We start from the raw sequence: 26824 nt of genomic DNA, 5'->3' as shown, positions 1-26824 counted from the left end.
ACCCGGTGCCAAGTTGCACCGGGTGCCGTTACAATGGCGACCTTGCACGCACTGCGTAGCAAAGTCCAGGGAAGCGTGGCCGAGTGGTTTAAGGCAGCAGTCTTGAAAACTGCCGATGGGGTGACCCATCCGTGAGTTCGAATCTCACCGCTTCCGCCAATTCCCCCTCCCACCTGCCCCAAGGCCGGGCCTTGGTGGGGGAGCGCTTGCGCTCGCCGGGTTTCCTTTGTCACCGGTACGCCAACCTTGCCATGTGCCCGGCCACCCGATTGGCGTCGGGCGCCGCGAGCAATCGCAGTCCCCTTCCCCACTAACCAGTCGCAACCTCGAGCGCGAGATTGAATCGCTCCAACAGCAACGCGCCGATCTCGTGCGAGCGCTGGCAGCGGCCGAAGATCCGTAAGAACATTCCCCATCGGCTCATTGCAACAGGCCAACGCACGGGCTCGCGTCACGCGTTTGCAGAGAGAGTTTCGGCGCTTGAAAGCCGCGCTTGGCACGTCAAAGCGGCATCAGGACGTCGGCGACTTCCTGATCGAGATGTTCCGCGAGCGCGTCTTATTCAGCGAATGGCATTGCATCGTGGCCGAGGCGCGACGCCGCCATGATTCAAAGGCGACGGAAGGTCAAATCGGTACGCTCGCTGCGGGGCCGGGCGCACAAAGCTGATATAGTCGCGTCGCCTCCGATTTCTGAACCTTGCGATGTCTTTCGTCCTCCGCCGAACCGTCCTCACGTTCGTTGCCGCAGCCTCGGTTGCGGGCGCCGGCCTCGTCCACGCGCAAGCCAGTGCGCCACAAGCCCCGGCAGTGTCCACGGCTGCGTCGGGCGGCACCGTCGCAGAACTGCAGCAATTGCTGGCGCAGAAGCGCCTGACCGAACTGCGCACGACCTACAACGGCGACTACGGCACGAGCCTGCTGCTGGTCAACGAAGACACCACGGCCTACGTCGCCCTGTCGTATCGCAAAGAACTGTGGCGTGTTTACAAGTTTGCGTCGGTCGCTCCGGCCGAGGGCGCGTACGAAACGCTGGCCAGCCAAACCCGTACGTGGGCGGAAGACGATCTGCGCCGCGCCGTCACGGCCGGCCAGAAGGCGCAACTGGAGCGCGAAGCCCAGGCAGCTCAGCAGCGCGCCGCCTCGCTCAGCGAGGAAGTTCGCATCATGCAGGCGCAGCGCCGGAAGATGCTGACCGAACAGCAGACCATGCGTCAGGAAACGAAGGCGCTGGACATCGAGCGCCGGGCGTACCAGGCGCAGGTCGAATCGCTGCAGCAGCAGATCCGCCTGCTGGAAAAGCAACTCAACGATCCGCACTGGTCGCCGACGCCCTAAACGTCTAGTCAAGGTCTTTGACATTCACCTTCCCGGCCTGGCGCAACTGCGGCAGGCCGGCATCCTCTCCGCCTTCGCAACGCGCATCGAGTTAAGAGCAATCTGATCGACCACCGTCCATCTCCCGCTTAGCATGGCGCCTGCTTGCGCAGCCAGCTCGGATGCGCGCTGCGGCCACCAGCGGAGACGGACTTGGAATCCCCCAACTTCATCATCGACGGACACCTGCGCCTCCCGGGCTTGGTGCGTATGCCGCCGCCATTCGGGCCAGCACTCGACAGCGCGCAGCCCAGCGCGACAACGCAGGTAAGCGCACCGATCGAGCCGGTAGCCGACACATGCGTTGACACCGGTACAGCGGGCCATGGGCAGTGGCGTCAACGCATGACCGTGCTGTCCATTGGCATGGCATGCACATTGGCGGCAGCGTTGCTTGGCTGGTGGACCGGGCAGCATGGGCAGGCAGCCGCAGAGTTGGAGCAAGCAACCGTGGCCGCCCTCGCCCCGCAGACCGTACCGCCCCTTTCGCTCCAGCATGCCCCTGCGTCAGAGGCGGCGTCCACGGAACCAAATGAAGCCACGGAATCCGAGGTCGTTGCCACACCCGTAGCCCACGTGGTCCCGGCGGCCGACATGGCGCTCGACGAAACGAAAGTTGCCGCGCCGGCCATCGCCGCAGCAGAGTCAGCCGTAGCGCAGTTGCCGGCGAAACCGCGTCGACCGCGCCCCCTGGTGCGGGCCGCCGCGCCGACGCCACCGAAGTTGCTGCGCTCGCCCGCATTGCACGACGAAGCGCCAGCGACGATCGAAGTCGAATGGCCGACGACCGACACGGCGCCGATCACCTCAGCCTATGCAGCGCCGGGCACGCCGGTGCGCATCGAACTGCAACGGCATACGCGCTTCACAGACTGACCGGAGCGCGTGCCGCCGCGCCGGCTCAGTGCAACTGGCCGCCGGTTTCGCGTACGTCGTGCAGCGTGCGCAGCGTTGTCTCGATGGCGATGCGCAGCCCGGCGACGATGGTGTCGTGCGCCATGCTGGGTTGCCCCGGGTGCTTGGCCGCCTGCGACGGCAGATACGGGATGTGGATGAAGCCGCCGCGCGTGGGCAGCTTGTGGCGGGCGATGGCGTGCATCAACCCATAGAAGACGTGATTGCAGACAAAGGTGCCCGCCGTCTGCGAGACGGACGCGGGAACACCGCCCGCACGCAGTTCGCGCACGATCGTCTTGATCGGCAGCGTTGAAAAATACGCGGCCGGCCCGTCACTCGCGATGGCGATATCGATCGGTTGCTTGCCGGCGTTGTCCGCAATGCGCGCATCGTCGACATTGATGGCGATGCGCTCGACAGCCATCTCGGCACGGCCACCGGCCTGCCCCACGGCGATCACGACATCCGGCTGTAGCGTCTGCAGCAACTTGCCGAGCACTTTGTTGGACTCGCCAAAGATGGTCGGCAACTGGCGCGCGACGATGTCGGCGCCTGCGATTCCCTGTCCATCGAGGGTGCGCACGGCTTCCCACGACGGATTGATGGGTTCGTTCTCGAACGGATCGAAGCCGGTGACGAGGACGGTAGGCATGACGTTCTCCTGCTTGCTGCGTAAGACAAAAACGATGATAAACGTCCGTCGAACATCATGCCCAAGCGCGTTGCGGCGTCAGTGTGCCTTGCTGCGCTTGTTCTCGAAGTTCAACAGGATGTCGACTTCGTCCGTGCCCGCGGTGTGCAGCCATTCACGCGTCAGACGCTCGCCCAGGCGGCGCATGTCGCCCTGCAGGGTCACGTCGGGATTGAGCACGCGCACGCCGGTCTTGGCGAGTTCGGCTTCATCGCGCTCGTAGGTCTGGCGGCTGGAATCCCAACCGCGCGCCTCGTAATCCTTGGCGAGCTTGAGCACCGTCTGCTGCATCGCGGGCGGGAGCTTGGCAAAGCGCGCCTCGTTCACGAACACGGCATTCTTCGGAATCCACGCATTGACCTTGTAGTAATACGTCATGCGCTGGCCGGCCTTCGTCTCCAGACCGGTGGACGGCGAGGTGACCATGGTGTCGATGCGGCCACCGGCAATCGCGGCGGTCAGATCGGCGGCTTCCACCTGCACGGCCTGCGCGCCATACAACTCGGCAATGCGCTTTTGCGCCGCGTTATACGTACGCAAACGATGTCCCTTCAGGTCAGACAAACGGGCAATCGGTGTTTCGGAATACAGGTTCTGCGGCGGCCAGGGCACGGCATACAGCAAGTGCAGTCCGTTGGCCTTCATCAAGGCTTCGATGTGGCCGCGCGAGGCTTCCCACAGCAGGCGCGCATCGTTGTAGCCCGATACCACAAAGGGAATCGAATCCACGCCGAAGAGCGGATCGCGCTGGGCCAACGTCGACAGCATCACTTCGCCCGCCTCGGCCTTGCCTTCCTTGACACCGTCAAAGATCGCGGCCGGCTTGAGCAGCGTGCCGTTCGGATAGACCTCAAGCTTGAGCCCGCCATTGGTGGCGCTGCTGACCGCATCTGCGAAGGCCTGCAGGTTTTGCGTATGGAAATTGAGGGCCGGATACGGCGTGGCCACTCGGAGCGTTTCCGCACAGGCTTGCGCGGCGGAAATCAACGACAGCGCGCTGGCTGCGAGAACACAAAAAAAGCGGCGTCCCGACATGGAACGGCCGCTCGTCATCTGGCTGCTCATGAATCCCCCCGGAGAAGAGCACGATGCGAGGTCTACGACCGCGTGCCCTTGTCTCGCGGGCAGCGACCGCGCTTGGCGGCGTCCGCCGGCTGAGAACCGCCAGCGTGACGCGCACCGCACGCGTCGCATTAAACACGATTAGTGGAGCATCAGGAAGTACAAGAGCACGATATTGGCTGCAAGCAACATCAGCGCCGTCGGCACCTGCGCCTTGATGACGGCGTTCTTGTCGGACAGCTCCAGCAGCGCCGCCGGCACGATGTTGAAGTTGGCCGCCATCGGCGTCATGAGCGTGCCGCAGTAGCCCGAGAACATGCCGATGGCCGCCATGACCGCTGGGTTCGCATGGAACACGCCCACCAGGATGGGCACGCCCACCCCGCCGGTCATGACCGGGAAAGCGGCAAAGCCATTGCCCATGATGACGGTAAACAGCGCCATGCCCACGCAATAGACGATGACTGCGACGAGGCGATAGTCCATGTTGATGTAGGCGGTGGTCAGGTGCGCCACGGCCTTGCCCACGCCGGCATCGGCAAAGACGAGACCCAGCATGGCCAGCATCTGCGGCAGCACCAGCGCCCAGCCGAGCGACTCCGTCAGCCGACGCGACTCACGCATGGCCTGCACCGGCGTGTCACGCGTCAACCAGCACGCCAGCGCCAGCGAGATGATGCAGCCCAGGCCCAGCGAGACGAAGGTCTGGTTCTTCGGATCGAGCAGCAAGTCGCCACCGATCTTCACGTCCTTCAGGAACACGCTGCCGATGACGGTGACCACCGGAATGGTCAGCGCCGGGATGAAGAGGCGGTTGCCCAGGCGCTTGGCCGAGGCGCGGCGTTCCTCCACCGACAGCTCGCCGTGCTTGCCGAGCGTGACGCCGCCCATGCCCGCCAGCAGCGCCATCACCACGGCGCCCACCCCCACCACGATCGGCGGAATCTTGTCGCCGACCAGGAAGATGACGGCGAAGATCGCCCAGAACAGGCCCGTGGTCCAGCGGCGCGGGTGGTGCTTGTCGGCAAAGGTCATCAGCGCGGTGATCGTCAGGATGATCCCGGCCAGCCAGTACAGATAGTTGATCGACAGAATCATGGCTTACCCCTGCTTGGCCGCAGCCGCGTTGGTGTTGGCGCCGCCCAGCTCGCGGGCCAGCCAGCCGTCCAGGCGCTTGAGGCGCACGGAATGGATCAGGAACGCGCAGATCGCGGTCGGGATGCCCCACACGGCGATATGCAGCGGTTCCACGTCGATGCCCGAGCCCAGCAGGAACGTGTGCATCAGCGCGATGGCGCCGAAGGCCACGAAGATGTCTTCGCCGAAGAACAGGCCGACGTTGTCGGTGGCAGCGCAGAAGGCCAGCAGGCGTTCGCGCACCGGCGCCGGCAGCTTGCCGAAACGGTTCTCGGCAGCGCCTTCTGCCATCGGGGCCAGCAGCGGACGCACCATCTGCGGATGACCGCCGAGGCTCGTCAGACCGGCAGCGGCCGTCAGCTCGCGCACGGCGAGATAGACGATCAGCAGACGGCCAACGGTGGCCGATTGAATGCGCGCGATCCAGTTCTGCGCATGCTCACGCAAGCCGTGGCGCTCGAGCAGGCCCACCACCGCGAGCGGCAGCAGGATGATCAGCGGCAAGGTCCGCGTCTTGACGATGCCCGTCCCGATCGCCGTCAGGATTTGTTCGATGGACATCGACGCCGCAAAACCGGTAGCGATGGCGGCCACGGCCACCACCAGCATCGGATTGAATCGCAGGATGAACCCCGCGATGATGACGACCACCCCGATCAGCGGCCATAGATTCACTGCCGTACTCATGTGGTGCTTCCCCCCCAAAGGTCAAAAAAGCCCCGCCGCAAGGACGGGGCCATCATGGTTCAGGCGCCGGCGCGGACAGCGATGCCTTCGCTGCCAAGCCGTTCCCGAATGCGTCGCGCGAACGCCAGCGCATGCGCGCCGTCGCCGTGCAGACAAACCGTTTCCGCGCGGATCGGAACCCACGTGCCGTCGATGGCCTTCACACGCTGTTCGCGCACCATCGTCAGCGTCTGGTCCAGCGCGGCGTCTTCGTCGTCGATCAGCGCGCCGGGCGTGCCGCGTTTGACGAGCGAGCCGTCGGCGTTGTAACCCCGATCGGCAAACACCTCTTCCTTGACATGCAGGCCCAGCTCGCGCGCGGCTTTGATGAGCTCGCCGCCGGCAAGGCCGAACACGACCAGCGACGGATCGAAATCGCGGATCGCGCGCACGACGGCCATGGCCAGCGGCCGGTCACGCGACGCCTGGTTGTAGAGCGCACCGTGCGCCTTCACGTGCGCGAGTTTGCCGCCCTGCGCGCGCACGATGGCTGCGAGGCCGCCGATCTGGAACAGCACGCCGGCGTAGATCTCTTCGGGCGGCAGGTGCATCTCCGTGCGGCCGAAGTTCTCGCGGTCGGGAAAGCTCGGATGCGCGCCGATCGAGACGCCTTCGCGCAGTGCCCACGCCACCGTCCGGCGCATGGTGTTGACGTCGCCGGCGTGCCAGCCGCATGCGACGTTGGCGGAGCTCACGAGCTTGAGCAGCGCCTCATCGTTTTCGCAGCCTTCGCCCAGGTCGGCGTTCAGATCGATCGTCGTCATGATGTTTTCCGGTGCATCAGGCGTTCAATCGCGTGCGCGCGGTGCGCCGCGCGGTCGAGAGAATGCCCTGGCGCTGCCAATCCAGCGCGGTTTCGATTTGCTGCAGATAACGTGCCACGTCGGCGCGGGCGGCTTCGGCCTGTTCCAGCGTCACGCGTTCGAAGCGGATGCGCTGCCCCAGCGGAATCTGCGCCAGGCGCCACTGGTCGGCGAGGATGACCGTGGCGATCTTCGGATAGCCGCCGGTGGTCTGCGCGTCGGCCATCAGGACGATGGGCTGGCCCGAGGGCGGCACCTGGATCACGCCTGGCACCACGCCGTGGGAGAGCAGATCGCCGCTGCGCTGCTTCTTGCGGGCAAGCTCGGGCCCCTGCAAGCGGAACCCCATGCGGTTGCTGTTTGGCGTGAGCGTCCAGTCGGATTCCCAGAACGCGGCCTGCGCATCGGCGAGGAAGTCGTCGTATTCGGGGCCGGGCAGCACGCGGATGATCGGGGTGTCGTGATGCGTGCGGTCGAACGTCCAGCGCGCGGCTTTCACGGCGACGGCGTCGCCGCTGATGTCGGGCGCGTATGTGGTGTCCGCTGGCAGCACGGGCAGCCTGTCGCCGTCTTTGAGCGGGCGGCCCTCAAAGCCGCCGAAGCCGGCCTTCAGGTCGGTACTGCGCGAGCCCATCATTTCCGGCACATCGATGCCGCCGGCCACGCACAGATACGCCCGCACGCCGCCCTGTGCCACGCGCAGTGTCAGCGTTTGCCCGCGCTGCACCGGAATCGCGCGCCAGGCGTGCACCGGGGCGCCGTCGAGCGTCGCCCGGCAGTCAGCGCCCGTCAGCGCGATCAGGCCATTCGCATGGAAGCGCAGCGTGGCGTTGCCCAACGTGAACTCGATACCGGCCGCATTGCTGGGGTTGCCGACGAGGCGGTTGCCGACGTACAGCGACAGCGGATCGAGCGCGCCGGACGTACACACGCCAAAGCGGCGGTATCCGGTGCGGCCCAGATCCTGCACCGACGCGAGCACGCCGGCCCGCACGATCTCGATCATCGGCTGGAGCTTGGCACTCATACGCGCACCTTCGAGGCAACAAAGTGGACGCGGTCTCCGGGCGACAGCAACGCCGGAGGATTGCGCTGCGGCATGAAGAGCGCTGCATCCGTACGGCCGATCAGTTGCCAGCCGCCTGGCGACGCGGCCGGGTAGATGCCGGTCTGCTCGCCGCCAATGCCCACGGATCCGGCCGGCACCGCCATGCGCGGCTCGGCGCGGCGTGGCGTGGCCAGCGACTTGTCGAGGCCGCCCATATAGGCAAAGCCTGGCTGGAAGCCCAGGAAGTACACGATGTATTCGGGCGCGGTATGGCGGCGCACGACCTCGGCCGGCGTCAGCCCGGTGTGCCTGGCCACCTCGCGCAGATCGGGACCCTCCTCGCCGCCGTAGGCCACTTCGATGTCGACGAGCTTGCCGTCGGCGACCAGCGCCTCGCTTTCTTCCCAGGCCTCGCGCAGTTGCGTTTCAAGCCGTTGCGCGTCGGCCAGCGGACCGAACACGAGCGTCAGGTTGTTCATGCCGGGGACCACGTCGACCACATCCGGCCAGTTGGACGCGCGCGAAGCCATGGCCCAGATGCGCTGCTGACAGTTCAAGGTCGCCGGCGGCGGCACCTCGCACAACAGCGCCAGTTCGCCCAGCCGGTGAATCGTGCACTGCAACTTAACCCCCGTCTCGTGTGCGCGATTCGCGGGAGATCCCGGCAAAACCGTGCGCGATTGAAAACGAAAGCGATACGTTAATAAAACGTTGATAAATTCTATATAAGAAGTAACCCTTAGTCCGTCCGGGATCGGCGGGCGTCAACTGCCAGCGCGACCGGCCCACTTTCATGATAGGCACCGGGCATACGGGGGGAAGAACCGCACGCGGGCGCCCCACCCATCAACGTGAAAACGCCCGGAGAGCCCGGGCGCAGAAGGGTGCAGGAATCAGGCCGTCGGCTCTTCGCGCGTAATGCGCAAGCCGAGGACGAGCGCGGCGACGGCGCAGATGGCCATCATGCCGAGCAACGGTAGCGCGGTCTGCCCGATGGCGGCGACCACGGTGCCGGTCACCATGCCGAGGCCGAACTGCATGGCGCCCATCAACGCCGAGCCCGTGCCTGCGCGGGCGCCCTGTCCGGCCATCGCCAACGCGCCGGTGTTGGGCGAAATGCAGCCGATCGAGGCGATGTAGCAGAACAGCGCCGCCAGCACGAGCGGCAACGGCGTAAAGCCGGCGACGGCGGCCAGTGCGGCCAGCACGCTCGTGATCGTCGGCACCCACAGCGCCCGGCGCAGCACCCGCACCGGCGAGTACTTGCGCACCAGCCGCACATTCACACGCGAGGCCGCGATCATCCCCGCCGCGTTGCTGCCGAACACCCAGGCGTAGCGCGACGGCGTCAGCCCATAGCCGTCGATCAGCACAAACGACGACACGGTGATGTATGCAAACATGCCCGACAGGAACACCGCGCCGCACCACATGTAGGCGGCGTAGTGGCGATCGCGCAGCAATTCCCAGTAGTCGCGCAGCACGTGGCCGACGGCCAGCCTGCGGGCCTGCTCCGGCGCCAGCGATTCGCGCATGAGGTAGTGCACGGCCACCAGCGATGCCAGCCCGAACGCCGCGAGCAGCACAAAGATGACGCGCCACGACGCCACCTGCAGCACTGCCCCGCCGATCATGGGCGCCAGGATGGGTGCCACACCCATCACCAGCATCAGCGTGGAATAAGCCTGCGCCGCGCCGGCCGGGTCCATGCGGTCGCGCACGGCCGCGCGCGCGATCACCATGCCGGCGCAGCCGCCGAAGCCCTGCACGCCGCGCAGGGCCGCCAGCGTGGTGGCGTCCTGGGCGAATGCGCAGCCGATGGAAGCGGCCACGTACATTGCCAGGCCGATATAGAGCGGCGGCTTGCGGCCGAACCGGTCGCTGGCGGGCCCGTAGATGAGCTGGCCGATTGCCAGGCTGATCAGGAAGACGGTGAGCGTGAGACCGGCTGCCGCGGACGATGTGTTCAGCTCGCGCGCGATGGTCGGCAAGCTCGGTAGATACATGTCGACGGAAAGCGGGCCGACGGCGGTCAGCGCGCCGAGCAAGAGAAGCCAGCCGGGAATCGGGCCCGGCACGCGGGATCGGGGATTGGGAGCGGTCATGAGAATGCGGGACGCGCGGCAGGGATGGCTTCCGTGCCGGGGCAAACAGTGAACTGTAGCGCAAACTCGCAAACGCCGCCGCGCACCGCGTGGGTGCAAAATCGCCTGCGCGCCCCACGCGAGAGCGGCCCCCGCCACGTGGATACCTCGGCATGACAAGTTGCGACCGGCAGATCAACGTGGTCGGGCCGGCACGGCTTTTGCACTCCCCCACCCCCCGTACGAGGCATGCGCCGATCCCGCCAGACCAGACGTCCGGCACGGTGCCGGACGATATAATTCATCGTTGATGATAAGCATCACACACCCATGATGATTGCTGCGATGCGTCGGCGCGAATCTGCGTCGGCATCGCCTGTTGTGCAGTGTCGTCAACGCCCTAAAAAGACTGCCTCCGCGACATGCGCTCGCGGTGAGCGGCACGGAAACCACGAGCCAACCTGTTGTGACACCACTCCCACCACGCCTGTCGCTGACGGGCATGACCAAGCGCTACCCGAGCGTGGTCGCCAACGACGGCGTCAGCCTGACTGTCGCGCCGGGCGAGATCCACGCCGTGCTGGGCGAAAACGGCGCCGGCAAGTCGACGTTGATGAAGATCATCTTCGGCGCCGTGCAGCCTGACGCCGGCGAGATGCAGCTCGACGGCCAGCGCGTCGAGATCGCCAATCCGCACCAGGCGCGCGCGCTCGGCATCGCCATGGTGTTCCAGCACTTTTCGCTGTTCGACACGCTCACGGTGGCGGAGAACATCCTGCTCGGCCTGCCCGCAGGCACCGATTTGCGCGACGTGGCTGACCAGGTGCGCAGCACGGGCGAGAAATACGGCCTGCCGCTGGAGCCGCATCGCCATGTGCATACGCTTTCCGTGGGCGAGCGCCAGCGCGTGGAAATCGTGCGCGCCCTGCTCACCAAGCCGCGTCTGCTGATCCTTGACGAGCCGACCTCGGTGCTGACGCCGCAGGCCGTCGAAAAGCTGTTCGTGACGCTGCGCCAGTTGGCGGCAGAAGGCACGAGCATCCTCTACATCAGCCACAAGCTCGACGAGATCCAGGCCCTGTGCCACACCGCCACGGTGATGCGCATGGGCAAGGTCACGGGCGTGTGCGACCCGCGCCAGGAAACGGCGGCGTCGCTGTCGCGCATGATGATCGGCGGCGAGCCTCCGCGCGAATTGCGCCCCCAGACCACACCCGGCGAGGTGCGCATGGAGGTGGCCGGACTGTCGCTGCCCAAGGCCCACGCCTTTGCGACGGAGCTGCGGGACATCGCCCTGCAGTTGCGCAGCGGCGAGATCGTCGGCATTGCAGGCGTATCGGGCAACGGGCAGCAGGAACTGCTGGCAGCCCTGTCCGGCGAAGACACCCGCGCGTCGGCACAGACCATCAGCATCGGCAACGAGCCGGTCGCCAAGCTGGACCCGCGTGCGCGCCGCAAGCGCGGGCTGTCGTTCGTGCCGGAAGAGCGCCTGGGGCGCGGCGCCGTGCCCTCGCTGTCGCTGGCAGCCAATACGCTGCTGACGCATCAGCGTGCACCCCAGGTGCGCGGCGGGCTCATCGACAAGAAAGCCGCCGCCAAGCTGGCTACCGCCATCATCAGCCGGTTTGGCGTGAAGGCCGGCGGCCCCGACGCGTTGGCCAAGAGCCTGTCGGGCGGCAACCTGCAGAAATTCATCGTCGGCCGCGAAATCGAATGCGCGCCGCGCGTGCTCATCGTCGCGCAGCCCACCTGGGGCGTCGACGTGGGCGCCGCTGCTCAGATCCACAACGAAATCCTCGCGCTCAAGGCGGGGGGCTGCGCCATCCTTATCGTGTCGGAAGAACTCGACGAACTCTTTGCGCTGTGCGATCGCCTGCACGTGATCGCCAACGGGCGCCTCTCCCCCTCCACGCCCACGCACGCCACCGACCGCGAACAGATCGGCCTGTGGATGAGCGGCATGTGGGACAAAGCGTCCGCGCCAGCCGCTGCCAGCTCGGAGGTGGCCCATGGCTGATGTCATGCATGGCAGCCGTCTGGCGTTGCCGGTTTCGCTGGAGTTGCGGGCGATCCCGTCGCGCACCATGGCCTATGCCTCGCCGCTCATCGCGCTGGTGCTGACGATGGCGTTCGGCCTGCTGCTGTTCGCGCTGCTGGGCAAGGATCCGGTGGCGGGCCTGCGCGTGTTCCTGGTCGAACCGCTGGTCAGCAAGCGGGCGATTGGTGAAGTGCTGCTCAAGACCGTGCCGCTGGTGCTGTGCGCGCTGGGCTTGTCGGTGTGCTATCGCGCCAACGTATGGAACATCGGCGCGGAGGGGCAGCTCATCGTGGGCGGCATCTTTGCAGCGGCCACCATCATCTACTTCGATACGCCGATGCCCGCCATCCCCGGCGGCTTTGCGCTGGTGCTGGCCATCATTGCCGGCCTGATCGGCGGCGCGCTGTGGGCGGCGATCACCGCGCTGCTGCGCGATCGCTTTCATGCCAACGAGATTCTCGTCTCGCTCATGCTCACGTACATCGCGCAGTTGCTGCTGCTGTACGTGGTCAACGGGCCGTTGAAAGACCCGAACGGCATGAACTTCCCGCAATCGATCGTGTTCGACAGCGCGTTCGTCCTGCCGACGCTCGTGGCCGGCACGCGCCTGCACGTCGGCTTCCTGTTCATGCTGGTGATGACGGCGGCGATGACGTTGTTTGTCTTCCGCAGCTTTGCGGGCTATCGCCTTCAAGTCGGCGGCCTGGCACCGCAAGCCGCGCGCTATGCAGGTTTCTCGTCGCGGGCGGCGCTGTGGACGGCGCTGCTGGTGTCGGGCGGCCTGGCAGGCATTGCCGGCGCCTTCGAAGTCACCGGGCCGATCGGGCAGCTGCTGCCATCCATTTCCCCCGGCTACGGCTTTGCGGCCATCGTGGTGGCGTTCGTCGGGCGCCTGAACCCGGTGGGCACCGTGCTGGGCGCGATCGTGATGTCGCTCTTCTATATCGGCGGCGAGCTTGCGCAATCGCGCCTGGGGCTGCCGTCGGCCATTACCGGAGTGTTCCAGGGGATGTTGCTGTTCTTCCTGCTCGCCTGCGACACGCTCATCGAATACCGCCTGCGCTGGCGCGCGCACCACTGATATGGAAAGTCTCGCTCCCCTGATCGCCGCGTCGATCAACGCCGGCACCCCGCTGCTGCTGGCCGCCCTTGGCCTCTTGATGAACGAGCGCTCCGGCGTGCTCAACCTCGGCGCCGAAGGGATGATGCTGGTGGCGGCCGTGGTCGGTTTCATGGTCGGCTACCAGACGCAGATTCCGCTGCTGGGTTTTGCTGCCGGCGCGATTGCCGGCATGGTGATGGCGTCGCTGTTTGCATGGCTGGCGCTGGTGCTCGTCACCAACCAGGTCGCCACGGGCCTCGCCCTGTCTATTTTCGGCACCGGGCTGTCGGCCTTCATGGGCCAGCGCTTTGTCGGCATGTCGCTGCCGGCGCAGGCGCACGGCATCCCCGGGCTGGAGTCGATCCCGTTTGTCGGCCCCGCCCTCTTCGCGCATCACTGGATGGTCTATTTCAGCCTGCTGCTGTGCGGCGCGATTGCGTGGTTCCTGTTCAAGACGCGGGCTGGTCTCACGCTGCGCGCGATCGGTGAATCGCCGGAGTCGGCGCATGCTCTTGGCTATCCGGTGCGCACCGTCCGCTTTGGCGCGCTGTTGTTTGGCGGCGCATGCTGCGGGCTGGCCGGCGCGTACCTCTCGTTGGTCTACACGCCGATGTGGGTCGAGAACATGGTCGCCGGCCGCGGCTGGATTGCCCTCGCGCTGACCACCTTTGCTACCTGGCGCCCGCTGCGCATCCTGTTCGGTGCGCTGCTGTTCGGCGGCGTGACGATCCTGCAATTCCACCTGCAAGGGATGGGCGTGTCGGTGCCGTCGCAGATTCTGTCGATGGCGCCTTTTGCGGCCACCATCGTCGTGCTGGCCATCATCTCGCGCAACCCGGACTGGATTCGCCTGAACATGCCCGCATCGCTTGGCAAGCCGTTCCGCCCCGGGGCTGCCTAAACTGCATGCAGCCTCAGCTTCTGCATTCCGCTTTTATTTGCTTCAACACAGTCAACGAGCCACACAACAGGAGAAATCGATGAACGTCACTCGCAGGATCACGCTGGCCGCCCTGGCCGCCGGCGCTGCCCTGACCCTCTGGGGTTGCGGCAAGTCCAACGACAACGCCGGCGGCAATGCCGCGCCGGCCGCATCGTCGGCCCCCGCCGCTGCCGCACCGGCGCCGGCCAATGAGCCGCTGAAGGTTGCGTTCGTCTACGTCGGCCCGGTGGGCGACGCAGGCTGGACGTACGCCCACGACGCCGGCCGCAAGGAGGTCGAAGCCAAGTTCGGCGACAAGGTCAAGACCAGCTTCGTCGAAAGCGTCCCCGAAAGCGCTGCGGACGCCGAGCGCGTGTTCCGCGATCTCGCCACGCAGGGCAACAAGGTCATCTTCGGCACGAGCTTCGGCTTCATGGAATCGATGCTCAAGGTCGCCAAGGAATTCCCGGACGTGAAGTTCGAGCACGCCACCGGTTTCAAGACCGCCGACAACCTCGGCCAGTACGACGTGCGCACGTATGAAGGCGCGTACCTCGCGGGCGTGGTGGCCGGCAAGATGAGCAAGTCGGGCAAGCTGGGCGTGGTGGGTTCGGTGCCCATCCCCGAGGTGATCCGCAACATCGATTCGTTCACGCTGGGCGCGCGCAGCGTCAACCCGAAGGCCACCACCCGCGTGGTGTGGGTCAACAAGTGGTTTGACCCGGGCAAGGAGCGCGAAGCGGCCACCACGCTCATCGGTCAGGGCGTCGACGTGCTGATGCAGAACACCGACTCCGCCGCCGTCGTGCAAACGGCCCAGGAAAAAGGCGTCTACGCCATCGGCTGGGACAGCGACATGACCAAGTTCGGCGAGAAGGCCCACCTGGCCGCCTCGATGAACAAGTGGGGCGTGTACTACACCAAGGTCGTCGGCGACGTGCTCGAAAACAAGTGGAAGCCGGAAACCGTGTGGTGGGGCCTGAAGGAAGGCGCCATCGACCTGGGCGCCTACAACGCCGTGGTGCCGGAAGACGTGAAGACGCTGATCGAAACCCGCAAGAAGGGCATCATCGACGGCTCCGCACCGATCTGGAAGGGTCCGCTCAAGGACAACACCGGCAAGGAAGTCCTGCCCGCCGACAAGGTCGCCGACGACGGCTTCCTGCACGGCATCAAGTTCTACGTGGAAGGCGTGGAAGGCAAGATTCCGGGTTGAGTTCTACCCGTGGCGGCAAAAAGCCGGCACCTCGCAAGAGGGCCGGCTTTTTTCATGGACGATGGGGCCCCACCTTGAAAGCCCGGCCATGTCCCCAAGCTGATACGATGGTTTGCCGGCCAAACGCCCTCATGTGACGCCGACTTTTCATCAAGGAGCCCACGATGTTCGGACGACTTTTCCGCCTGTGGAGCGTGGTGCGCAACGACGTGCGCCTGCTGTGGTTTGCGCTGCGCCATCCCGACAAGCCGTGGTGGCTCGCGCCGGCTGCGCTGCTGCTGGTGGGGTATGTGGTATCGCCGGTCGACCTGATCCCGGATGTCATCCCGGTAATCGGCTGGGTGGACGACATCGTGCTGGTGCCGTTCGCGCTGCACATGCTGCTGCGCGGCCTGCCCGACCGCGTGCGCGAGGATGCGCGCTTTGCCGCCGCCCGGCGGGTGAAGCCCTCCGGGCGGTAACGTCTCAACTTACGGCAAGAGGATCGTCGAACCGGTCGTCTTGCGCGCTTCCAGATCGCGGTGCGCCTGCGCCGCGTTCTGCAGATCGTAGCGCTGGTGAATCTCGATCTTCACCTTGCCGCTGCTCACCACATCAAACAACTCTGCCGCCATCGGCTCCAGCAGCTCGCGCCGCGCCGTGTACGTCATCAGCGTCGGTCGCGTGATCTTGAGCGAGCCTTTTGCGCTCAGCACGCTGAGGTCAACCGGCGGCACCGGCCCCGATGCGTTGCCGTACGTGACCATCATCCCGCGCGGCGCGAGGCAATCCAGAGAGCCCGCGAACGTGTCTTTGCCAATGCCGTCGTAGACCACGGGCACGCCCTTGCCGCCCGTGATTTCGCGCACGCGTTCGGTGAAGTTCTCACGCGTATAGACGATGGTGTGATCGCAGCCGTGCGCGCGGGCAAGTTCGGCCTTGGCATCGCTGCCGACGGTGCCGATCACCGTGGCGCCAAGGGCCTTCAGCCACTGGCATGCGATCAGGCCCACGCCGCCTGCGGCTGCATGAAACAGCACCGTATCGCCCGGCTGAACGCGGTAGCTGTCACGAAGCAGGTATTGCGCGGTCATGCCCTGCAGCATCATCGCGGCGCCGGTTTCAAAGTCGATCGCATCCGGCAGCCGCACAAGAATGTCGGCAGGCATCGTGCGCACCGCAGCGTAGGCGCCGGTGGGGCGGCCGGCATAGGCCACGCGGTCGCCGGGCTTGACGTGCGTCACGCCCTCACCGACCGCTTCGACCACCCCGGAGGCTTCCATGCCGATACCGCCCGGCAGCGGCTGCGGATACAGCCCGGTGCGGAAATAGACGTCGATGTAGTTCAGACCGATGGCGTGCTGCTTGATGGTGGCCTCGCCGGGGCCGGGTGCAGGCACGTCGACATCGACGTACTGCATCACTTCCGGACCGCCGGTCTCGAAGATGCGGATGGCTTTCGCTTGTGTCATGCGTGGATCTCCTTCGGGTCGGGCTGCACCACCTGCAGGGCGGACATCACCAGGTCGGCGGTCGCCAGGTTGGTGGCGCAGGGAATGTTGTGCACGTCGCACGCGCGCACGAGCGCGTTGATGTCGGGTTCATGCGGCTGCGGCGTCATCGGGTCGCGCAGGAAGATCACCGCGTCGACACGGCCTTCAGCAAGCTGCGCGCCGATCTGGAGGTCGCCGCCCCACGGGCCGGACAGCATGCGCTGCACGGTCAGGCCGACCTCCTTCTCCAGCCGGCCGCCGGTGGTGCCCGTAGCCAGCAGATCGCATTGCGAGAGAAAGGCCTGATGCGTCTGCGCGAACGCCACCATGTCGTCTTTCTTGTGGTCGTGCGCGATCAGGGCGATGCGGCGGCGTTTCGGGGGGGCGCTCTCGGGCGTCAGGGTCGTCATCGTGGTTGGCTCAGAAGGTGCCAGGGTATGCGCCGCCATCCAGCAGGATGTTCTGCGCGTTCAGGTAGCCGGCGTGCTGGCTGCACAGGAAGGCGCACACGGCGCCAAATTCGGCCGGCTGGCCAAAGCGCCGCGCCGGGTTGCCCTGGCGCTTGCGCTCGTAGTTTTCTTCGGCGCTGATGCCCGCCGCCTTGGCGCCGGCTTCCAGCGTCTTGGCCAGGCGGTCGGTCTCGAACTGGCCCGGCAGCAGGTTGTTGACGGTCACGCCGTGCTTGGCGACCTCGCGCGCCAGCCCCGCCACAAAGCCGGTCAGGCCGGAGCGCGCACCGTTGGACAGGCCCAGCACGTCGATCGGCGCCTTCACCGCACCGCTGGTGATGTTGACGATGCGGCCCCAGCGGCGCTCGATCATCTTGTCGACGGTCGCCTTGATGAGCTCGATGGGCGTGAGCATGTTGGCATTCAGTGCGGCGATCCACGCCTCGCGGTCCCAGTCACGGAAGTTGCCCGGCGGCGGTCCGCCCGCGTTGTTGATGAGGATGTCCGGCGAGCCGCCCAGGCGCTCGCACGCGAGCAGCGCCTCGGCGCGGCCTTCCGGCGTGGTGATGTCGGTGGCCACGGCCTCCACACGCACGCCATGTGCGCTGCGAATGCGGTCCGCCGCAGCCTGCAATGCCTCGGCGCCACGCGCGACGATCACCACGTCCACGCCTTCCGCTGCCAGCGCATCGGCGCAGGCGAAGCCCAATCCCTTGCTCGCGCCGCACACCAGCGCGCGCTTGCCTTTCAAGCCCAGATCCATCCTGCCTGACTCCTCTTGAGGTTTATTTCGGCGGACCGCCGGATTGACCACCGCGGCGGGACAGCAGCGCCATGCCCGCGAGTACCAACGCACTGCCGGTGATCTGCCACAACGTGATCGGCTCGCCCAGCAGCCACCAGCCCAGCAGCAGCGTGGACACCGGCCCGATCATGCCCGCCTGCGAGGCCACCGGCGCACCGACGCGCGCCACGGCCATCATCGTGAGCGTGACCGGCGCCACGGTGCAGAACACCGAATTGATGGCCGACAGCCCATACACCTGCCACGGCAGCACCAGCGCATGCACCGGCCGCAGCACCAGAAACTGGACGATGCACGCCACCGTCGAGACGCACATCGCATAGGCCACGAGCCGCATCGAGCCGACGCGCTTGACGAGCTCGCCGCTTGCCAGCAGGTAGACGCCATAGCTGATGGCGCTGGCGAGCACCAGGCCGCCGCCGAGCCACACGTGGCCGCCGCCCAGATCGAGATCGTGCGCGAACACCAGCACGATGCCCGCGTAGGCGAGCGCCAAGGAGGCCCACTGCAAGCCGGTAATGCGCCGCTTGAACACCGTCGCCGTGATCAGCAGCACGAACGACGGCGTCAGGAACAGGATCAGCCGCTCCAGCCCGGCCGTGATGTATTGCAGGCCCAGGAAGTCGAGGAAGCTCGAGAGGTAGTAGCCGATCAGCCCCAGGCCGACGATGCGCCAGCGGTCGGCCGGGGCCAGGGGCGCAGCCCGCCGCGATTGCCACCAGCCCATCGCCATGAACAGCGGCGCGGCCAGCAGCATGCGCAGGGTGATCACCATGACGGCATCCACCTGATACCGGTACATCAGCTTGGCGACGATGGCCTTGGCCGAGAACAGCACGGCGCCCACGGAGGCAAGCAGCAGGCCGCCGGTGTCGGTGGTGCGCGTGGAGGTGGAAGACGCAGAGGACGCGGTGGTCACAGCGGGGAGCGCGGGGCGGGTTGGCGAGCGCGTCGATTGTATTTGAATTCAACAAATCGTTCCGGGCGGGGTGCAACCTCCGTGGCACGGCGTTCGCTTGGGCGCGCCCAGGACCGCCGTACAATCGCGCCTGCATTCCGGACTATCACAACGACAACGGATTCCACATCGACATGAGCCAAACCACCTCCCCCGCCCACTCCGGCGGCGCCAGCGGGGCGCCGGATCCGACGCTCTGGAACGAAGACCTCAACCCCACCCCGCCGGCCGCCCGCACCTGGACGGCCGCCAACTACGCCGCCCTGTGGGTATCGATGGTGGTGTCGGTGCCCGCCTACATGCTCGCCTCCGGCCTGATGAGCGAGGGGATGAACTGGTGGCAGGCGGTGCTGACGGTGTTCCTCGGCAACCTGATCGTGCTGGTGCCGATGGTGCTGGTGGGACACGCGGGCACCAAGTACGGCATCCCCTTCCCCGTGCTGGTGCGTGCGTCGTTTGGCGTGCGCGGCGCGCAGTTGCCGGCCATCCTGCGCGCGATCGTGGCGTGCGGCTGGTTCGGCATCCAGACGTGGCTGGGCAGCCAGGCCATCTACACCATCCTGAACGTCATCACCGACAACATGCTGGTGGGCGGCAACATCCCGGGGCTGGGCATCAACCCGGGCCAAGGGTTCTGCTTCCTGCTGTTCTGGGGCCTGCACATCTGGCTGATCACCCGTGGGCTCGAATCGATCAAGCGTTTCCAGGCGCTGGCCACGCCGCTGCTGATCCTGGCTGCGCTGGGGCTGGTGTGGTGGGCGTACACGAATGCGGGCGGCTTCGGGCCGATGCTGTCGGCGCCATCGGCCTTTGCCGACGGCGGCAAGCGCGCGGGCGAGTTCTGGGGCTTCTTCTGGCCTTCGCTGACCGCCATGGTCGGCTACTGGGCCACGCTGGCGCTGAACATCCCCGACTTCACCCGCTTCGCGCGCAGCCAGCGCGACCAGCTCGTCGGGCAGGCCATCGGCCTGCCGGGGCCAATGGGGCTGCTGGCGCTGGTGGCCGTGCTGGTCACCTCGTCCACCGTGGTCATCTACGGCCAGGCCATCTGGGATCCGGTCACGCTGGCCGGCAAGATGACGGGCCCGTCCGTCATCGTCGCACTGCTGGCCTTGATCACCGCCACGCTGATGACGAACATCGCCGCCAACGTGGTCTCGCCGGCATATGACTTCTCGAACCTGGCGCCGCATCGCATCTCGTTCCGCATCGGCGGCTACATCACCGCGGGCATCGGCCTGGCGATGATGCCGTGGAAGATCCTGGAGACGACCAAGGGCTACATCTTCACGTGGCTGGTTGGTTACGGCGCGCTGCTGGGCCCGGTGGCCGGCATCATGATGGTCGACTACTTCCTGGTGCGCCGTACGGTGCTCAAGACCGGCGAGCTGTTCCGCCTGGACGGCCCCTATGGCTACGGCAACGGCTGGAACGGCCGCGCGATTGCAGCGCTGGTCATCGGCGTGCTGCCGAACCTGCCGGGCTTCTTCAAGCAGGCCGGGTTCGTTCCCAGCGTGCCGGCCGTCTTCGAGGCGCTGTACACGTATGCGTGGTTCGTGGGGCTGGCGATCTCCGCCGTGGTGTACGTCATCCTCATGCGCGGCCGCCGATAAACCGTTCGACTCTCCGGGTGGGGCCCGCCGTACAATGCGCCCCATCACCGCATTCCCGTCTTCCCGCCTTGCCATGAAACAAGACCCGCGCTTCCCGAACCTGTTCATCCTCGATCATCCGCTGATCCAGCACAAGCTCACGCACATGCGCGACAAGGACACGTCCACGCGCACGTTCCGCGAGCTGCTGCGCGAGATCACGCTGCTGATGGGCTACGAGATCACACGCAACCTGCCGCTCACCACGCGCCACATCGACACGCCGATGGGCCCGATGGACGCGCCCGTCATCGCCGGCCGCAAGCTGGCCGTGGTGCCGGTGCTGCGCGCGGGCGTGGGCATGAGCGACGGGCTGCTGGAACTGATTCCGTCCGCGCGGGTCGGCCACATCGGTGTGTACCGCGATGAGCAGCATCGTCCGGTGGAGTACCTCGTGCGGCTGCCTGACCTGGAAGAGCGCACGTTCATCCTCTGCGATCCGATGGTCGCGACGGGCTACTCGGCCGCGCACGCCATCGACGTGATGAAGAAGCGTGGCGTGCCGGATGAGAACATCCTGTTCCTCGCCCTCGTGGCCGCCCCCGAAGGGGTGGAGGTCTTCCAGAAGGCGCACCCGGGCGTGAAGCTCTTCGTGGCCTCGCTCGATTCGCACCTGGACGGCAACGCGTACATCATCCCGGGCCTGGGCGACGCGGGCGACCGCCTGTTCGGCACGAAGAACTGATCGCGACAGGTTCTGCGCAAACGAAGACAGCCGGCATTGCCGGCTGTTTGCTTCTGGGCGCGGCAAACGCTCAGCGCTTTTTCGATCCGCCCAGGATGCTGCCCAGCACGCCGCGCACGATCTCGCGCCCGACCGTCGAGCCGATCGTGCGCATGGTCGACTTGGCCAGCGTTTCGACAATTGAATCGCCACGCCCGCTGCGGCCGGTGCCCTTGGTGAGGATCGAACCGACTTCGCCGAGCCAGCCGCCGCCTTCCTGGGCAGGCGCCGTCGGCGCGGGGGCGGGCTCGGGCGCCGAACCTGCCGAGGCGCCGAAGTCCGTGCCGATCGTGCCCGGCGCGGGGGCGGCCGCCCCATTGCCGTCCGGCGCCACGCGGCCCTTGAGCTTTTCGTAGGCGGATTCGCGGTCGATGGCGGTGTCATAGCGGCCGGCCACCAGCGAGTTCGCGAGCAGCGCCTTGCGCTCGTCGTCCGAAATCGGCCCGATGCGCGATGCGGGCGGCACGACAAACGCGCGCTGCGTCACCTCGGGGCGCCCGCCCTCGTCGAGCAGCGAGATCAGCGCCTCGCCCACAGCCAACTCGCTGATCGCCTGTTCGATGCTGAACTCCGGGTTCGCGCGCATCGTGGTGGCCGCGGCCTTGACGGCCTTCTGGTCGCGCGGCGTGAAGGCGCGCAGCGCGTGCTGCACGCGGTTGCCCAGCTGGCCGAGAACCGTGTCCGGCACATCGGCCGGATTCTGCGTGACAAAGTACACGCCCACGCCCTTCGAGCGGATCAGCCGCACGACCTGCTCGACCTTCTGCAGCAGCGACGGCGGCGCATCGTTGAACAGCAGATGCGCCTCGTCGAAGAAGAAGGCGAGCTTCGGCTTGTCGAGGTCGCCGACTTCGGGCAGATGCTCGAACAGCTCGGAAAGCATCCACAGCAGGAACGTGGCGTACAGCCGCGGCGCGTTGAGCAGCTTGTCCGCCGCCAGGATGTTGACCACGCCCTTGCCGCCGATGGTCTGCATCAGGTCGTTGATGTCGAGCATCGGCTCGCCGAAGAACCGGTCGGCGCCCTGCTCTTCCAGCGCGATCAGGTTGCGCTGGATGGCGCCGATGCTCGCCGACGAGATATTGCCGTACTGGTTCGTGTAGTCCGACGCGTGCTCGCCGACGTGCTGGAGCATCGCGCGCAGGTCTTTCAGGTCGAGCAGCGCAAGGCCCGAATCGTCTGCGATCCTGAAGACGAGGTTGAGCACGCCCGTCTGGATGTCGTTGAGCTCGAGCATGCGCGACAGCATCAGCGGGCCCATGTCCGACACCGTGGCGCGCACGGGGTGGCCGCGCTCACCATACACGTCCCACAGCGTGACGGGGCAGGCGGCCCATTGGGGCTCGTCCAGGCCCCGCTCCTGCAGGCGCGCCTTGAGCTTGTCGTTCGACTGGCCGGGCTGGGAAATGCCGGTCAGATCACCTTTGACGTCGGCCATAAACACGGGCACGCCGATGTTCGACAGGCCCTGCGCGATGGTTTGCAGCGTCACCGTCTTGCCGGTGCCGGTGGCGCCGGTGATCAGGCCATGCCGGTTGGCAAGCTGGGGCAGCAGCACCAGTTCGGTCTTGGCGTTCTTGGCAATCAGAATGGGATCGGTCATGGCGTTCAGACGTGGATCAATCGGAGGGTGGCGCACCCGCGTGCCAGACCGGACGGACGGCGCGGCGGTCGGGTTCAGCATGCTAAAATCCGCGACCGATTATAGAGCGTGCAGGTGGCGTCGGACCGCCATCTGCGCGCCAGATTCCACTGCATTCCGCTCGGAGAGTTTCATGGCCGGTCATTCCAAATGGGCCAATATCAAGCATAAAAAAGCCGCTGCCGACGCCAAGCGCGGCAAAGTTTGGACACGCCTGATCAAGGAAATCACCGTGGCGGCCCGCCTGGGCGGAGGCGATGCCGACTCCAACCCCCGCCTGCGCCTGGCCATGGACAAAGCCACCGACGCCAACATGCCCAAGGACAACATCCAGCGCGCCATTCAGCGCGGCGTGGGGGGCCTGGAAGGCGCGAACTACGAAGAAATCCGCTACGAAGGCTACGGCATCAACGGCGCCGCCGTCATCGTCGACTGCATGACCGACAACCGCACGCGCACCGTGGCCGAAGTCCGCCACGCGTTCGACAAGCACGGCGGCAACATGGGCACGCAGGGCTCGGTGGCATTCCTGTTCGACCACGTCGGCCAGTTCATCTTTGCCCCCGGCACGCCCGAAGACAAGCTGATGGACGCCGCGCTCGAAGCGGGCGCCGACGACGTCGTCACGAATGAAGACGGCTCGCTCGAGGTCATCTGCCCGCCGAACGATTTCGGCAAGGTCAAGACCGCGCTCGAAGCCGCCGGCTTCAAGGCCGAACTGGCCGAGGTCATCATGAAGCCTCAGACCGAAGTCGAGTTCACCGGCGACGACGCGGTCAAGATGCAGAAGCTGCTCGACGCCCTGGAAAACCTGGACGACGTGCAGGAAGTCTTCACCAACGCGGTCATCGGGGAATAAGCCCCGGACGCGCGCATAACGGCGATCGACCTCACGATCGCCGTTTTTGTTTTTCAGATTTCGAATCGGATTTGCAATCTCAGGTAGGTACAGCATGAAAGTGATGGTCGTCGGTTCGGGCGGACGGGAGCACGCCCTGGCATGGAAGCTGGCACGCTCGCCCAAGGTGCAGGTGGTGTACGTGGCGCCGGGCAACGGCGGCACGGCGCTCGACAAACGCCTGCAGAACCTGCCGATCACGGACCCGGAAGTGCTGGCCGCCTTTGCCGAGCGCGAAGGCATCCACTTCACGGTGGTGGGCCCAGAGGCGCCGCTGGCCGCCGGTATCGTCGACCTCTTCCGCGCCAAGGGCCTGCGCATCTTCGGCCCGACGAAGGCGGCGGCGCAGCTCGAATCGTCGAAGGATTTCGCCAAGGCGTTCATGCAGCGCCACGGTATTCCGACCGCCAAGTACCAGACCTTCAGCGATGCCGCGCAGGCACATGCCTACGTCGACCAGGAAGGCGCCCCCATCGTCATCAAGGCCGACGGCCTGGCTGCGGGCAAGGGCGTGGTCGTGGCCATGACCGCTGAAGAAGCGCACGGCGCCATCGACATGATGCTGGCCGACAACCGCCTGGGCGACGCCGGTGCTCGCGTGGTGATCGAAGAATTCCTCGCCGGCGAAGAGGCGAGCTTCATCGTCGTGTGCGACGGCAAGAACGTGGTGGCGCTGGCCACGAGCCAGGACCACAAGCGCCTGCTCGACGGCGATGCCGGCCCCAATACGGGCGGCATGGGGGCCTACTCTCCCGCGCCAGTCGTTACGCCGACGCTGCACGCCCGTGCGCTGCGCGAGATCATCCTGCCGACCATCCGTGGCATGGAGAAGGACGGCATCCCGTACACCGGTTTCCTCTACGCCGGCCTGATGATCGACGCCGACGGCAACCCGAAGACGCTCGAGTTCAACTGCCGCATGGGCGACCCGGAAACGCAGCCCATCATGGCGCGCATGAAGACCGACCTGTTCGACGTCCTCGACCGCGCCATCGACGGCAAGCTCGACGGCATGGAACTCGACTGGGACCGCCGCACCGCGCTGGGCGTGGTCATGGCCGCCCACGGCTACCCCGACGCCCCGCGCAAGGGCGACGTCATCACCGGCATCCCGAAGGAAACCGAGGACAGCGTCACGTTCCACGCCGGCACCACGCTCAAGGACGGCGAATTGACCACGAGCGGCGGCCGCGTGCTGTGCGTGGTCGGGCTGGCCGACTCCGTCAAGGCAGCGCAGCGTGCCGCCTACAGCGTGGTCGAGCAGATCCGCTTCGACGGCGCCCAGTACCGCACCGACATCGGGCATCGCGCCATTCGCCACTGAGCCCGCCACGCAATCGTCACCCGATGCCGCGCCTCGCACCCCGGGCGCGGCTTCCGTCACCTCGGGTGATCCCCACCCAGCCGTCAGCGGCCCGCCCGCTACAATGGTGACACCCGCATGACTTGGCCGCCCGGGCGGCCCCTTTCCCGACTGATGGATACCCAAGCCGTCCGCGACTACCTGCTGGACCTGCAGGACCGCATCACCACCGCCGCAAGCACGCTCGACGGCGGCACGTTCGCCACCGACGCGTGGGAGAAGCCGCCCACCGAGCGCCTGCGCGGCAACGGCCGCACCCGCATCCTCGAAGGCGGGGCGCTGCTCGAGCGCGGCGGCGTCGGCTTCTCGCACGTGATGGGCGACACGCTGCCACCGTCCGCCACCGCAAACCGGCCTGAGCTGGCCGGACGCGGTTTCGAGGCGATGGGCGTGTCGCTGGTTTTCCACCCGCGCAACCCATACGTGCCGACCGTGCACATGAACGTGCGCTGCTTCGTCGCCAAGCGACCCGATGCGGAACCCGTCTGGTGGTTCGGGGGCGGCATGGACCTGACGCCCTATTACGGCTTCAAGGAAGACGCCACCCACTTCCACCGCACGTGCCAGAGCGCCCTCACCCCGTTTGGCGAGGACCTCTATCCGCGCTTCAAGCGCTGGTGCGACGACTACTTCTATCTGAAGCACCGCAAGGAAGCACGCGGCATCGGCGGCATTTTCTTCGATGACTTTGCCGAACTCGGTTTCGAGCGCAGCTTCGAGATGATGCGCTCCGTGGGGGATGCCTTCCTGCCCGCCTGGCTCCCCATCGCCGAGCAACGCCGCGCCACGCCCTACGGCGAGCGCGAGCGCGCATTCCAGGCCTATCGCCGCGGCCGCTACGTCGAATTCAACCTCGTGTTCGACCGTGGCACGCTGTTCGGCCTGCAAAGCGGCGGGCGGACCGAATCGATCCTGATGTCGATGCCGCCCGTGGCCAACTGGCGCTACGACTGGCAGCCGGAGCCGGGCTCGCCCGAAGCCGCGCTCTACACCGATTTCCTGCCGGCGCGCGACTGGGTATGACGCTTCCCGCCTTCCCCCGCCCGGCGCTTGGGCGTCCTTATCGTCTCGGCCTGCTGGGCGGCACGTTCGATCCGCCACATGTCGGCCACATCGCCCTGGCCGAGCTGTGCATCGCGCGGCTTGATCTCGATGAACTACTGTGGATTCCGACCGGCGTGTCGTGGCAGAAAGCCGCCGACATCACGCCCGCTCCGCTGCGCCTGGCCATGACCGAGTTGGCCGCCAGGGCGGTGCGCGGCGGGCGCGCCAAGGTCCATGCGAGCAGCATGGAAGTCGACCGCCATGGCCCCAGCTACACGATCGATACCGTGCGCGAATTGCGCCGCGTCTACGGCCCCGGCACCTCCATGGCGTGGCTGATGGGCGCCGACCAGCTCGTCGGCCTGGACACCTGGCACGGCTGGCAGGACCTGTTCGAATACGTGCACCTGTGCGTGGCCACACGGCCCGGTTTTGACCTGCAGGCGCTGCACGCGCCGGTGCAACGCGAACTCGACGCACGCCGGGCCGATGCGGCATTGATACAATGCGCACCCGCCGGGCACATGTGGATCGACCAGACCCTGGCCGTCGATCTGTCATCCACGCGCCTGCGCCAGCGGCTCGCCGCGGGCGAACGCTGCGACGCCGACCTGCCCGCCGGGGTGGCCGACCTGATCCAATCGCATTCGCTGTACCGCCGTGCCGACGGCACGGTCAATGCTTGACCGCGTGATTGACCGCTTTCACGCACCTT

27 protein-coding genes and 1 tRNA gene are annotated in these 26824 nt (G+C 66.5%); 15 read left to right on the top strand and 13 right to left on the bottom strand.

Features of this window, described 5'->3' with window-relative positions:
• Positions 1 to 69 precede the first annotated feature (69 nt).
• The 4 genes from A6M56_RS22580 (at position 70) to A6M56_RS22565 (ending at position 2252) form a co-directional block, all read left to right on the top strand.
• Positions 70 to 159, top strand: a tRNA-Ser gene (locus tag A6M56_RS22580).
• Between the two features lie 321 nt (positions 160 to 480).
• Entirely contained in the window at positions 481 to 669 is a 189-nt protein-coding gene (locus A6M56_RS22575; RefSeq protein ID WP_238587561.1) for a hypothetical protein, read from the top strand.
• A gap of 35 nt (positions 670 to 704) precedes the next feature.
• Positions 705 to 1337, top strand: a complete 633-nt coding sequence (locus A6M56_RS22570; RefSeq protein WP_045787282.1) for a DUF2968 domain-containing protein — start codon at positions 705 to 707, stop codon at positions 1335 to 1337.
• A gap of 192 nt (positions 1338 to 1529) precedes the next feature.
• Complete coding sequence (locus A6M56_RS22565; RefSeq protein WP_257984046.1) at positions 1530 to 2252, top strand: ribonuclease E; 723 nt, start codon at positions 1530 to 1532, stop codon at positions 2250 to 2252.
• Positions 2253 to 2277: 25 nt separating this feature from the next.
• On the opposite strand, the gene pcp is transcribed toward A6M56_RS22565, so the two are convergent.
• From pcp to A6M56_RS22525, 8 genes are all read right to left on the bottom strand, one after another.
• Positions 2278 to 2925 (bottom strand): pyroglutamyl-peptidase I, encoded by a 648-nt coding sequence (gene pcp / locus A6M56_RS22560; RefSeq protein ID WP_045787284.1) that lies wholly within the window; start codon positions 2923 to 2925, stop codon positions 2278 to 2280.
• Between the two features lie 78 nt (positions 2926 to 3003).
• Complete coding sequence (locus A6M56_RS22555) at positions 3004 to 4029, bottom strand: TRAP transporter substrate-binding protein (protein WP_045787285.1); 1026 nt, start codon at positions 4027 to 4029, stop codon at positions 3004 to 3006.
• Positions 4030 to 4167: 138 nt separating this feature from the next.
• Positions 4168 to 5124: a DUF979 domain-containing protein gene (locus tag A6M56_RS22550; RefSeq protein WP_045787286.1), complete on the bottom strand. Its 957-nt coding sequence runs from the start codon at positions 5122 to 5124 to the stop codon at positions 4168 to 4170.
• Positions 5125 to 5127: 3 nt separating this feature from the next.
• The gene (locus A6M56_RS22545; protein ID WP_045787287.1) at positions 5128 to 5850 is read right to left on the bottom strand and encodes a DUF969 domain-containing protein; all 723 of its coding nucleotides are present in this window, start codon (positions 5848 to 5850) and stop codon (positions 5128 to 5130) included.
• A 59-nt stretch (positions 5851 to 5909) separates the two neighbouring features.
• On the bottom strand, positions 5910 to 6653 hold the full coding sequence (pxpA, locus tag A6M56_RS22540) for a 5-oxoprolinase subunit PxpA (protein WP_045787288.1): 744 nt from the start codon (positions 6651 to 6653) through the stop codon (positions 5910 to 5912).
• 16 nt (positions 6654 to 6669) lie between these two features.
• Positions 6670 to 7719, bottom strand: a complete 1050-nt coding sequence (locus tag A6M56_RS22535) for a 5-oxoprolinase subunit C family protein (protein ID WP_102079956.1) — start codon at positions 7717 to 7719, stop codon at positions 6670 to 6672.
• Positions 7716 to 8363 carry a 5-oxoprolinase subunit PxpB gene (pxpB, locus tag A6M56_RS22530; RefSeq protein WP_102079957.1) on the bottom strand — a complete coding sequence of 216 codons (648 nt, stop codon included), beginning with the start codon at positions 8361 to 8363 and terminating at the stop codon, positions 7716 to 7718. The genes A6M56_RS22535 and pxpB overlap by 4 nt, the downstream gene beginning before the upstream one ends.
• A gap of 270 nt (positions 8364 to 8633) precedes the next feature.
• Complete coding sequence (locus tag A6M56_RS22525) at positions 8634 to 9845, bottom strand: multidrug effflux MFS transporter (RefSeq protein WP_102079958.1); 1212 nt, start codon at positions 9843 to 9845, stop codon at positions 8634 to 8636.
• Positions 9846 to 10326: 481 nt separating this feature from the next.
• Here A6M56_RS22525 and A6M56_RS22520 point away from each other — a divergent pair, with 481 nt between their 5' ends.
• The 5 genes from A6M56_RS22520 to A6M56_RS22500 all read left to right on the top strand — a co-directional run bounded on the left by A6M56_RS22520 (position 10327) and on the right by A6M56_RS22500 (position 15563).
• Positions 10327 to 11841 carry an ABC transporter ATP-binding protein gene (locus A6M56_RS22520; protein WP_102079959.1) on the top strand — a complete coding sequence of 505 codons (1515 nt, stop codon included), beginning with the start codon at positions 10327 to 10329 and terminating at the stop codon, positions 11839 to 11841.
• Entirely contained in the window at positions 11834 to 12943 is a 1110-nt protein-coding gene (locus tag A6M56_RS22515; RefSeq protein WP_102079960.1) for an ABC transporter permease, read from the top strand. The genes A6M56_RS22520 and A6M56_RS22515 overlap by 8 nt, the downstream gene beginning before the upstream one ends.
• 1 nt (position 12944) lies before the next feature.
• Positions 12945 to 13865, top strand: coding sequence for an ABC transporter permease (locus tag A6M56_RS22510; RefSeq protein ID WP_102066471.1), 921 nt, complete (start codon positions 12945 to 12947; stop codon positions 13863 to 13865).
• Between the two features lie 79 nt (positions 13866 to 13944).
• Complete coding sequence (locus tag A6M56_RS22505) at positions 13945 to 15102, top strand: BMP family ABC transporter substrate-binding protein (protein WP_027680954.1); 1158 nt, start codon at positions 13945 to 13947, stop codon at positions 15100 to 15102.
• 164 nt (positions 15103 to 15266) lie between these two features.
• Entirely contained in the window at positions 15267 to 15563 is a 297-nt protein-coding gene (locus A6M56_RS22500) for a YkvA family protein (protein WP_009241129.1), read from the top strand.
• A 9-nt stretch (positions 15564 to 15572) separates the two neighbouring features.
• Here the strand turns inward: A6M56_RS22500 and A6M56_RS22495 are convergent, their stop codons facing one another.
• The 4 genes from A6M56_RS22495 to A6M56_RS22480 are packed head-to-tail and all read right to left on the bottom strand — an operon-like array spanning position 15573 to position 18747.
• Positions 15573 to 16553: a quinone oxidoreductase family protein gene (locus tag A6M56_RS22495; protein ID WP_102079961.1), complete on the bottom strand. Its 981-nt coding sequence runs from the start codon at positions 16551 to 16553 to the stop codon at positions 15573 to 15575.
• Positions 16550 to 16984, bottom strand: a complete 435-nt coding sequence (locus A6M56_RS22490) for a methylglyoxal synthase (RefSeq protein WP_062738336.1) — start codon at positions 16982 to 16984, stop codon at positions 16550 to 16552. The genes A6M56_RS22495 and A6M56_RS22490 overlap by 4 nt, the downstream gene beginning before the upstream one ends.
• Before the next feature lie 10 nt (positions 16985 to 16994).
• Positions 16995 to 17786 carry an SDR family oxidoreductase gene (locus A6M56_RS22485; protein WP_102079962.1) on the bottom strand — a complete coding sequence of 264 codons (792 nt, stop codon included), beginning with the start codon at positions 17784 to 17786 and terminating at the stop codon, positions 16995 to 16997.
• A gap of 22 nt (positions 17787 to 17808) precedes the next feature.
• Positions 17809 to 18747, bottom strand: coding sequence for a DMT family transporter (locus A6M56_RS22480; protein ID WP_102079963.1), 939 nt, complete (start codon positions 18745 to 18747; stop codon positions 17809 to 17811).
• Between the two features lie 173 nt (positions 18748 to 18920).
• On the opposite strand from A6M56_RS22480, the gene A6M56_RS22475 reads away from it, so the two are divergent.
• Positions 18921 to 20399: an NCS1 family nucleobase:cation symporter-1 gene (locus tag A6M56_RS22475; protein ID WP_062738388.1), complete on the top strand. Its 1479-nt coding sequence runs from the start codon at positions 18921 to 18923 to the stop codon at positions 20397 to 20399.
• 73 nt (positions 20400 to 20472) lie between these two features.
• Positions 20473 to 21123: a uracil phosphoribosyltransferase gene (gene upp / locus A6M56_RS22470; RefSeq protein WP_062738333.1), complete on the top strand. Its 651-nt coding sequence runs from the start codon at positions 20473 to 20475 to the stop codon at positions 21121 to 21123.
• Positions 21124 to 21193: 70 nt separating this feature from the next.
• Here the strand turns inward: upp and A6M56_RS22465 are convergent, their stop codons facing one another.
• Positions 21194 to 22765 (bottom strand): helicase HerA-like C-terminal domain-containing protein, encoded by a 1572-nt coding sequence (locus tag A6M56_RS22465; protein ID WP_102079964.1) that lies wholly within the window; start codon positions 22763 to 22765, stop codon positions 21194 to 21196.
• A gap of 172 nt (positions 22766 to 22937) precedes the next feature.
• Here A6M56_RS22465 and A6M56_RS22460 point away from each other — a divergent pair, with 172 nt between their 5' ends.
• The 4 genes from A6M56_RS22460 (at position 22938) to A6M56_RS22445 (ending at position 26795) form a co-directional block, all read left to right on the top strand.
• Positions 22938 to 23663 (top strand): YebC/PmpR family DNA-binding transcriptional regulator, encoded by a 726-nt coding sequence (locus tag A6M56_RS22460; RefSeq protein ID WP_045787301.1) that lies wholly within the window; start codon positions 22938 to 22940, stop codon positions 23661 to 23663.
• A gap of 94 nt (positions 23664 to 23757) precedes the next feature.
• A complete protein-coding gene (purD, locus tag A6M56_RS22455; protein ID WP_045787302.1) occupies positions 23758 to 25026 on the top strand; it encodes a phosphoribosylamine--glycine ligase in 1269 nt (422 codons plus the stop codon).
• A gap of 153 nt (positions 25027 to 25179) precedes the next feature.
• On the top strand, positions 25180 to 26088 hold the full coding sequence (gene hemF / locus A6M56_RS22450) for an oxygen-dependent coproporphyrinogen oxidase (RefSeq protein WP_062738330.1): 909 nt from the start codon (positions 25180 to 25182) through the stop codon (positions 26086 to 26088).
• A complete protein-coding gene (locus tag A6M56_RS22445; RefSeq protein ID WP_102079965.1) occupies positions 26085 to 26795 on the top strand; it encodes a nicotinate-nucleotide adenylyltransferase in 711 nt (236 codons plus the stop codon). Before hemF ends, A6M56_RS22445 begins: the two co-directional genes overlap by 4 nt.
• Positions 26796 to 26824: the final 29 nt, after the last annotated feature.

This window comes from Ralstonia sp. RL (assembly GCF_001683835.1).
Taxonomy (GTDB): domain Bacteria; phylum Pseudomonadota; class Gammaproteobacteria; order Burkholderiales; family Burkholderiaceae; genus Ralstonia; species Ralstonia mannitolilytica.
This window is presented reverse-complemented; position numbering and strand designations above follow the sequence as displayed.

What these genes read in the sequence shown, in the direction of transcription:
- A6M56_RS22570 (WP_045787282.1), top strand. Translation starts at nt 705, where the DNA reads ATGTCTTTCGTCCTCCGCCGAACCGTCCTCACGTTCGTTGCCGCAGCC.
- pcp (WP_045787284.1), bottom strand. Translation starts at nt 2,925, where the DNA reads ATGCCTACCGTCCTCGTCACCGGCTTCGATCCGTTCGAGAACGAACCC.
- A6M56_RS22555 (WP_045787285.1), bottom strand. Translation starts at nt 4,029, where the DNA reads ATGAGCAGCCAGATGACGAGCGGCCGTTCCATGTCGGGACGCCGCTTT.
- A6M56_RS22550 (WP_045787286.1), bottom strand. Translation starts at nt 5,124, where the DNA reads ATGATTCTGTCGATCAACTATCTGTACTGGCTGGCCGGGATCATCCTG.
- A6M56_RS22545 (WP_045787287.1), bottom strand. Translation starts at nt 5,850, where the DNA reads ATGAGTACGGCAGTGAATCTATGGCCGCTGATCGGGGTGGTCGTCATC.
- pxpA (WP_045787288.1), bottom strand. Translation starts at nt 6,653, where the DNA reads ATGACGACGATCGATCTGAACGCCGACCTGGGCGAAGGCTGCGAAAAC.
- A6M56_RS22535 (WP_102079956.1), bottom strand. Translation starts at nt 7,719, where the DNA reads ATGAGTGCCAAGCTCCAGCCGATGATCGAGATCGTGCGGGCCGGCGTG.
- A6M56_RS22525 (WP_102079958.1), bottom strand. Translation starts at nt 9,845, where the DNA reads ATGACCGCTCCCAATCCCCGATCCCGCGTGCCGGGCCCGATTCCCGGC.
- A6M56_RS22520 (WP_102079959.1), top strand. Translation starts at nt 10,327, where the DNA reads ATGACCAAGCGCTACCCGAGCGTGGTCGCCAACGACGGCGTCAGCCTG.
- A6M56_RS22515 (WP_102079960.1), top strand. Translation starts at nt 11,834, where the DNA reads ATGGCTGATGTCATGCATGGCAGCCGTCTGGCGTTGCCGGTTTCGCTG.
- A6M56_RS22510 (WP_102066471.1), top strand. Translation starts at nt 12,945, where the DNA reads ATGGAAAGTCTCGCTCCCCTGATCGCCGCGTCGATCAACGCCGGCACC.
- A6M56_RS22505 (WP_027680954.1), top strand. Translation starts at nt 13,945, where the DNA reads ATGAACGTCACTCGCAGGATCACGCTGGCCGCCCTGGCCGCCGGCGCT.
- A6M56_RS22500 (WP_009241129.1), top strand. Translation starts at nt 15,267, where the DNA reads ATGTTCGGACGACTTTTCCGCCTGTGGAGCGTGGTGCGCAACGACGTG.
- A6M56_RS22495 (WP_102079961.1), bottom strand. Translation starts at nt 16,553, where the DNA reads ATGACACAAGCGAAAGCCATCCGCATCTTCGAGACCGGCGGTCCGGAA.
- A6M56_RS22490 (WP_062738336.1), bottom strand. Translation starts at nt 16,984, where the DNA reads ATGACGACCCTGACGCCCGAGAGCGCCCCCCCGAAACGCCGCCGCATC.
- A6M56_RS22485 (WP_102079962.1), bottom strand. Translation starts at nt 17,786, where the DNA reads ATGGATCTGGGCTTGAAAGGCAAGCGCGCGCTGGTGTGCGGCGCGAGC.
- A6M56_RS22475 (WP_062738388.1), top strand. Translation starts at nt 18,921, where the DNA reads ATGAGCCAAACCACCTCCCCCGCCCACTCCGGCGGCGCCAGCGGGGCG.
- upp (WP_062738333.1), top strand. Translation starts at nt 20,473, where the DNA reads ATGAAACAAGACCCGCGCTTCCCGAACCTGTTCATCCTCGATCATCCG.
- A6M56_RS22465 (WP_102079964.1), bottom strand. Translation starts at nt 22,765, where the DNA reads ATGACCGATCCCATTCTGATTGCCAAGAACGCCAAGACCGAACTGGTG.
- A6M56_RS22460 (WP_045787301.1), top strand. Translation starts at nt 22,938, where the DNA reads ATGGCCGGTCATTCCAAATGGGCCAATATCAAGCATAAAAAAGCCGCT.
- purD (WP_045787302.1), top strand. Translation starts at nt 23,758, where the DNA reads ATGAAAGTGATGGTCGTCGGTTCGGGCGGACGGGAGCACGCCCTGGCA.
- hemF (WP_062738330.1), top strand. Translation starts at nt 25,180, where the DNA reads ATGGATACCCAAGCCGTCCGCGACTACCTGCTGGACCTGCAGGACCGC.
- A6M56_RS22445 (WP_102079965.1), top strand. Translation starts at nt 26,085, where the DNA reads ATGACGCTTCCCGCCTTCCCCCGCCCGGCGCTTGGGCGTCCTTATCGT.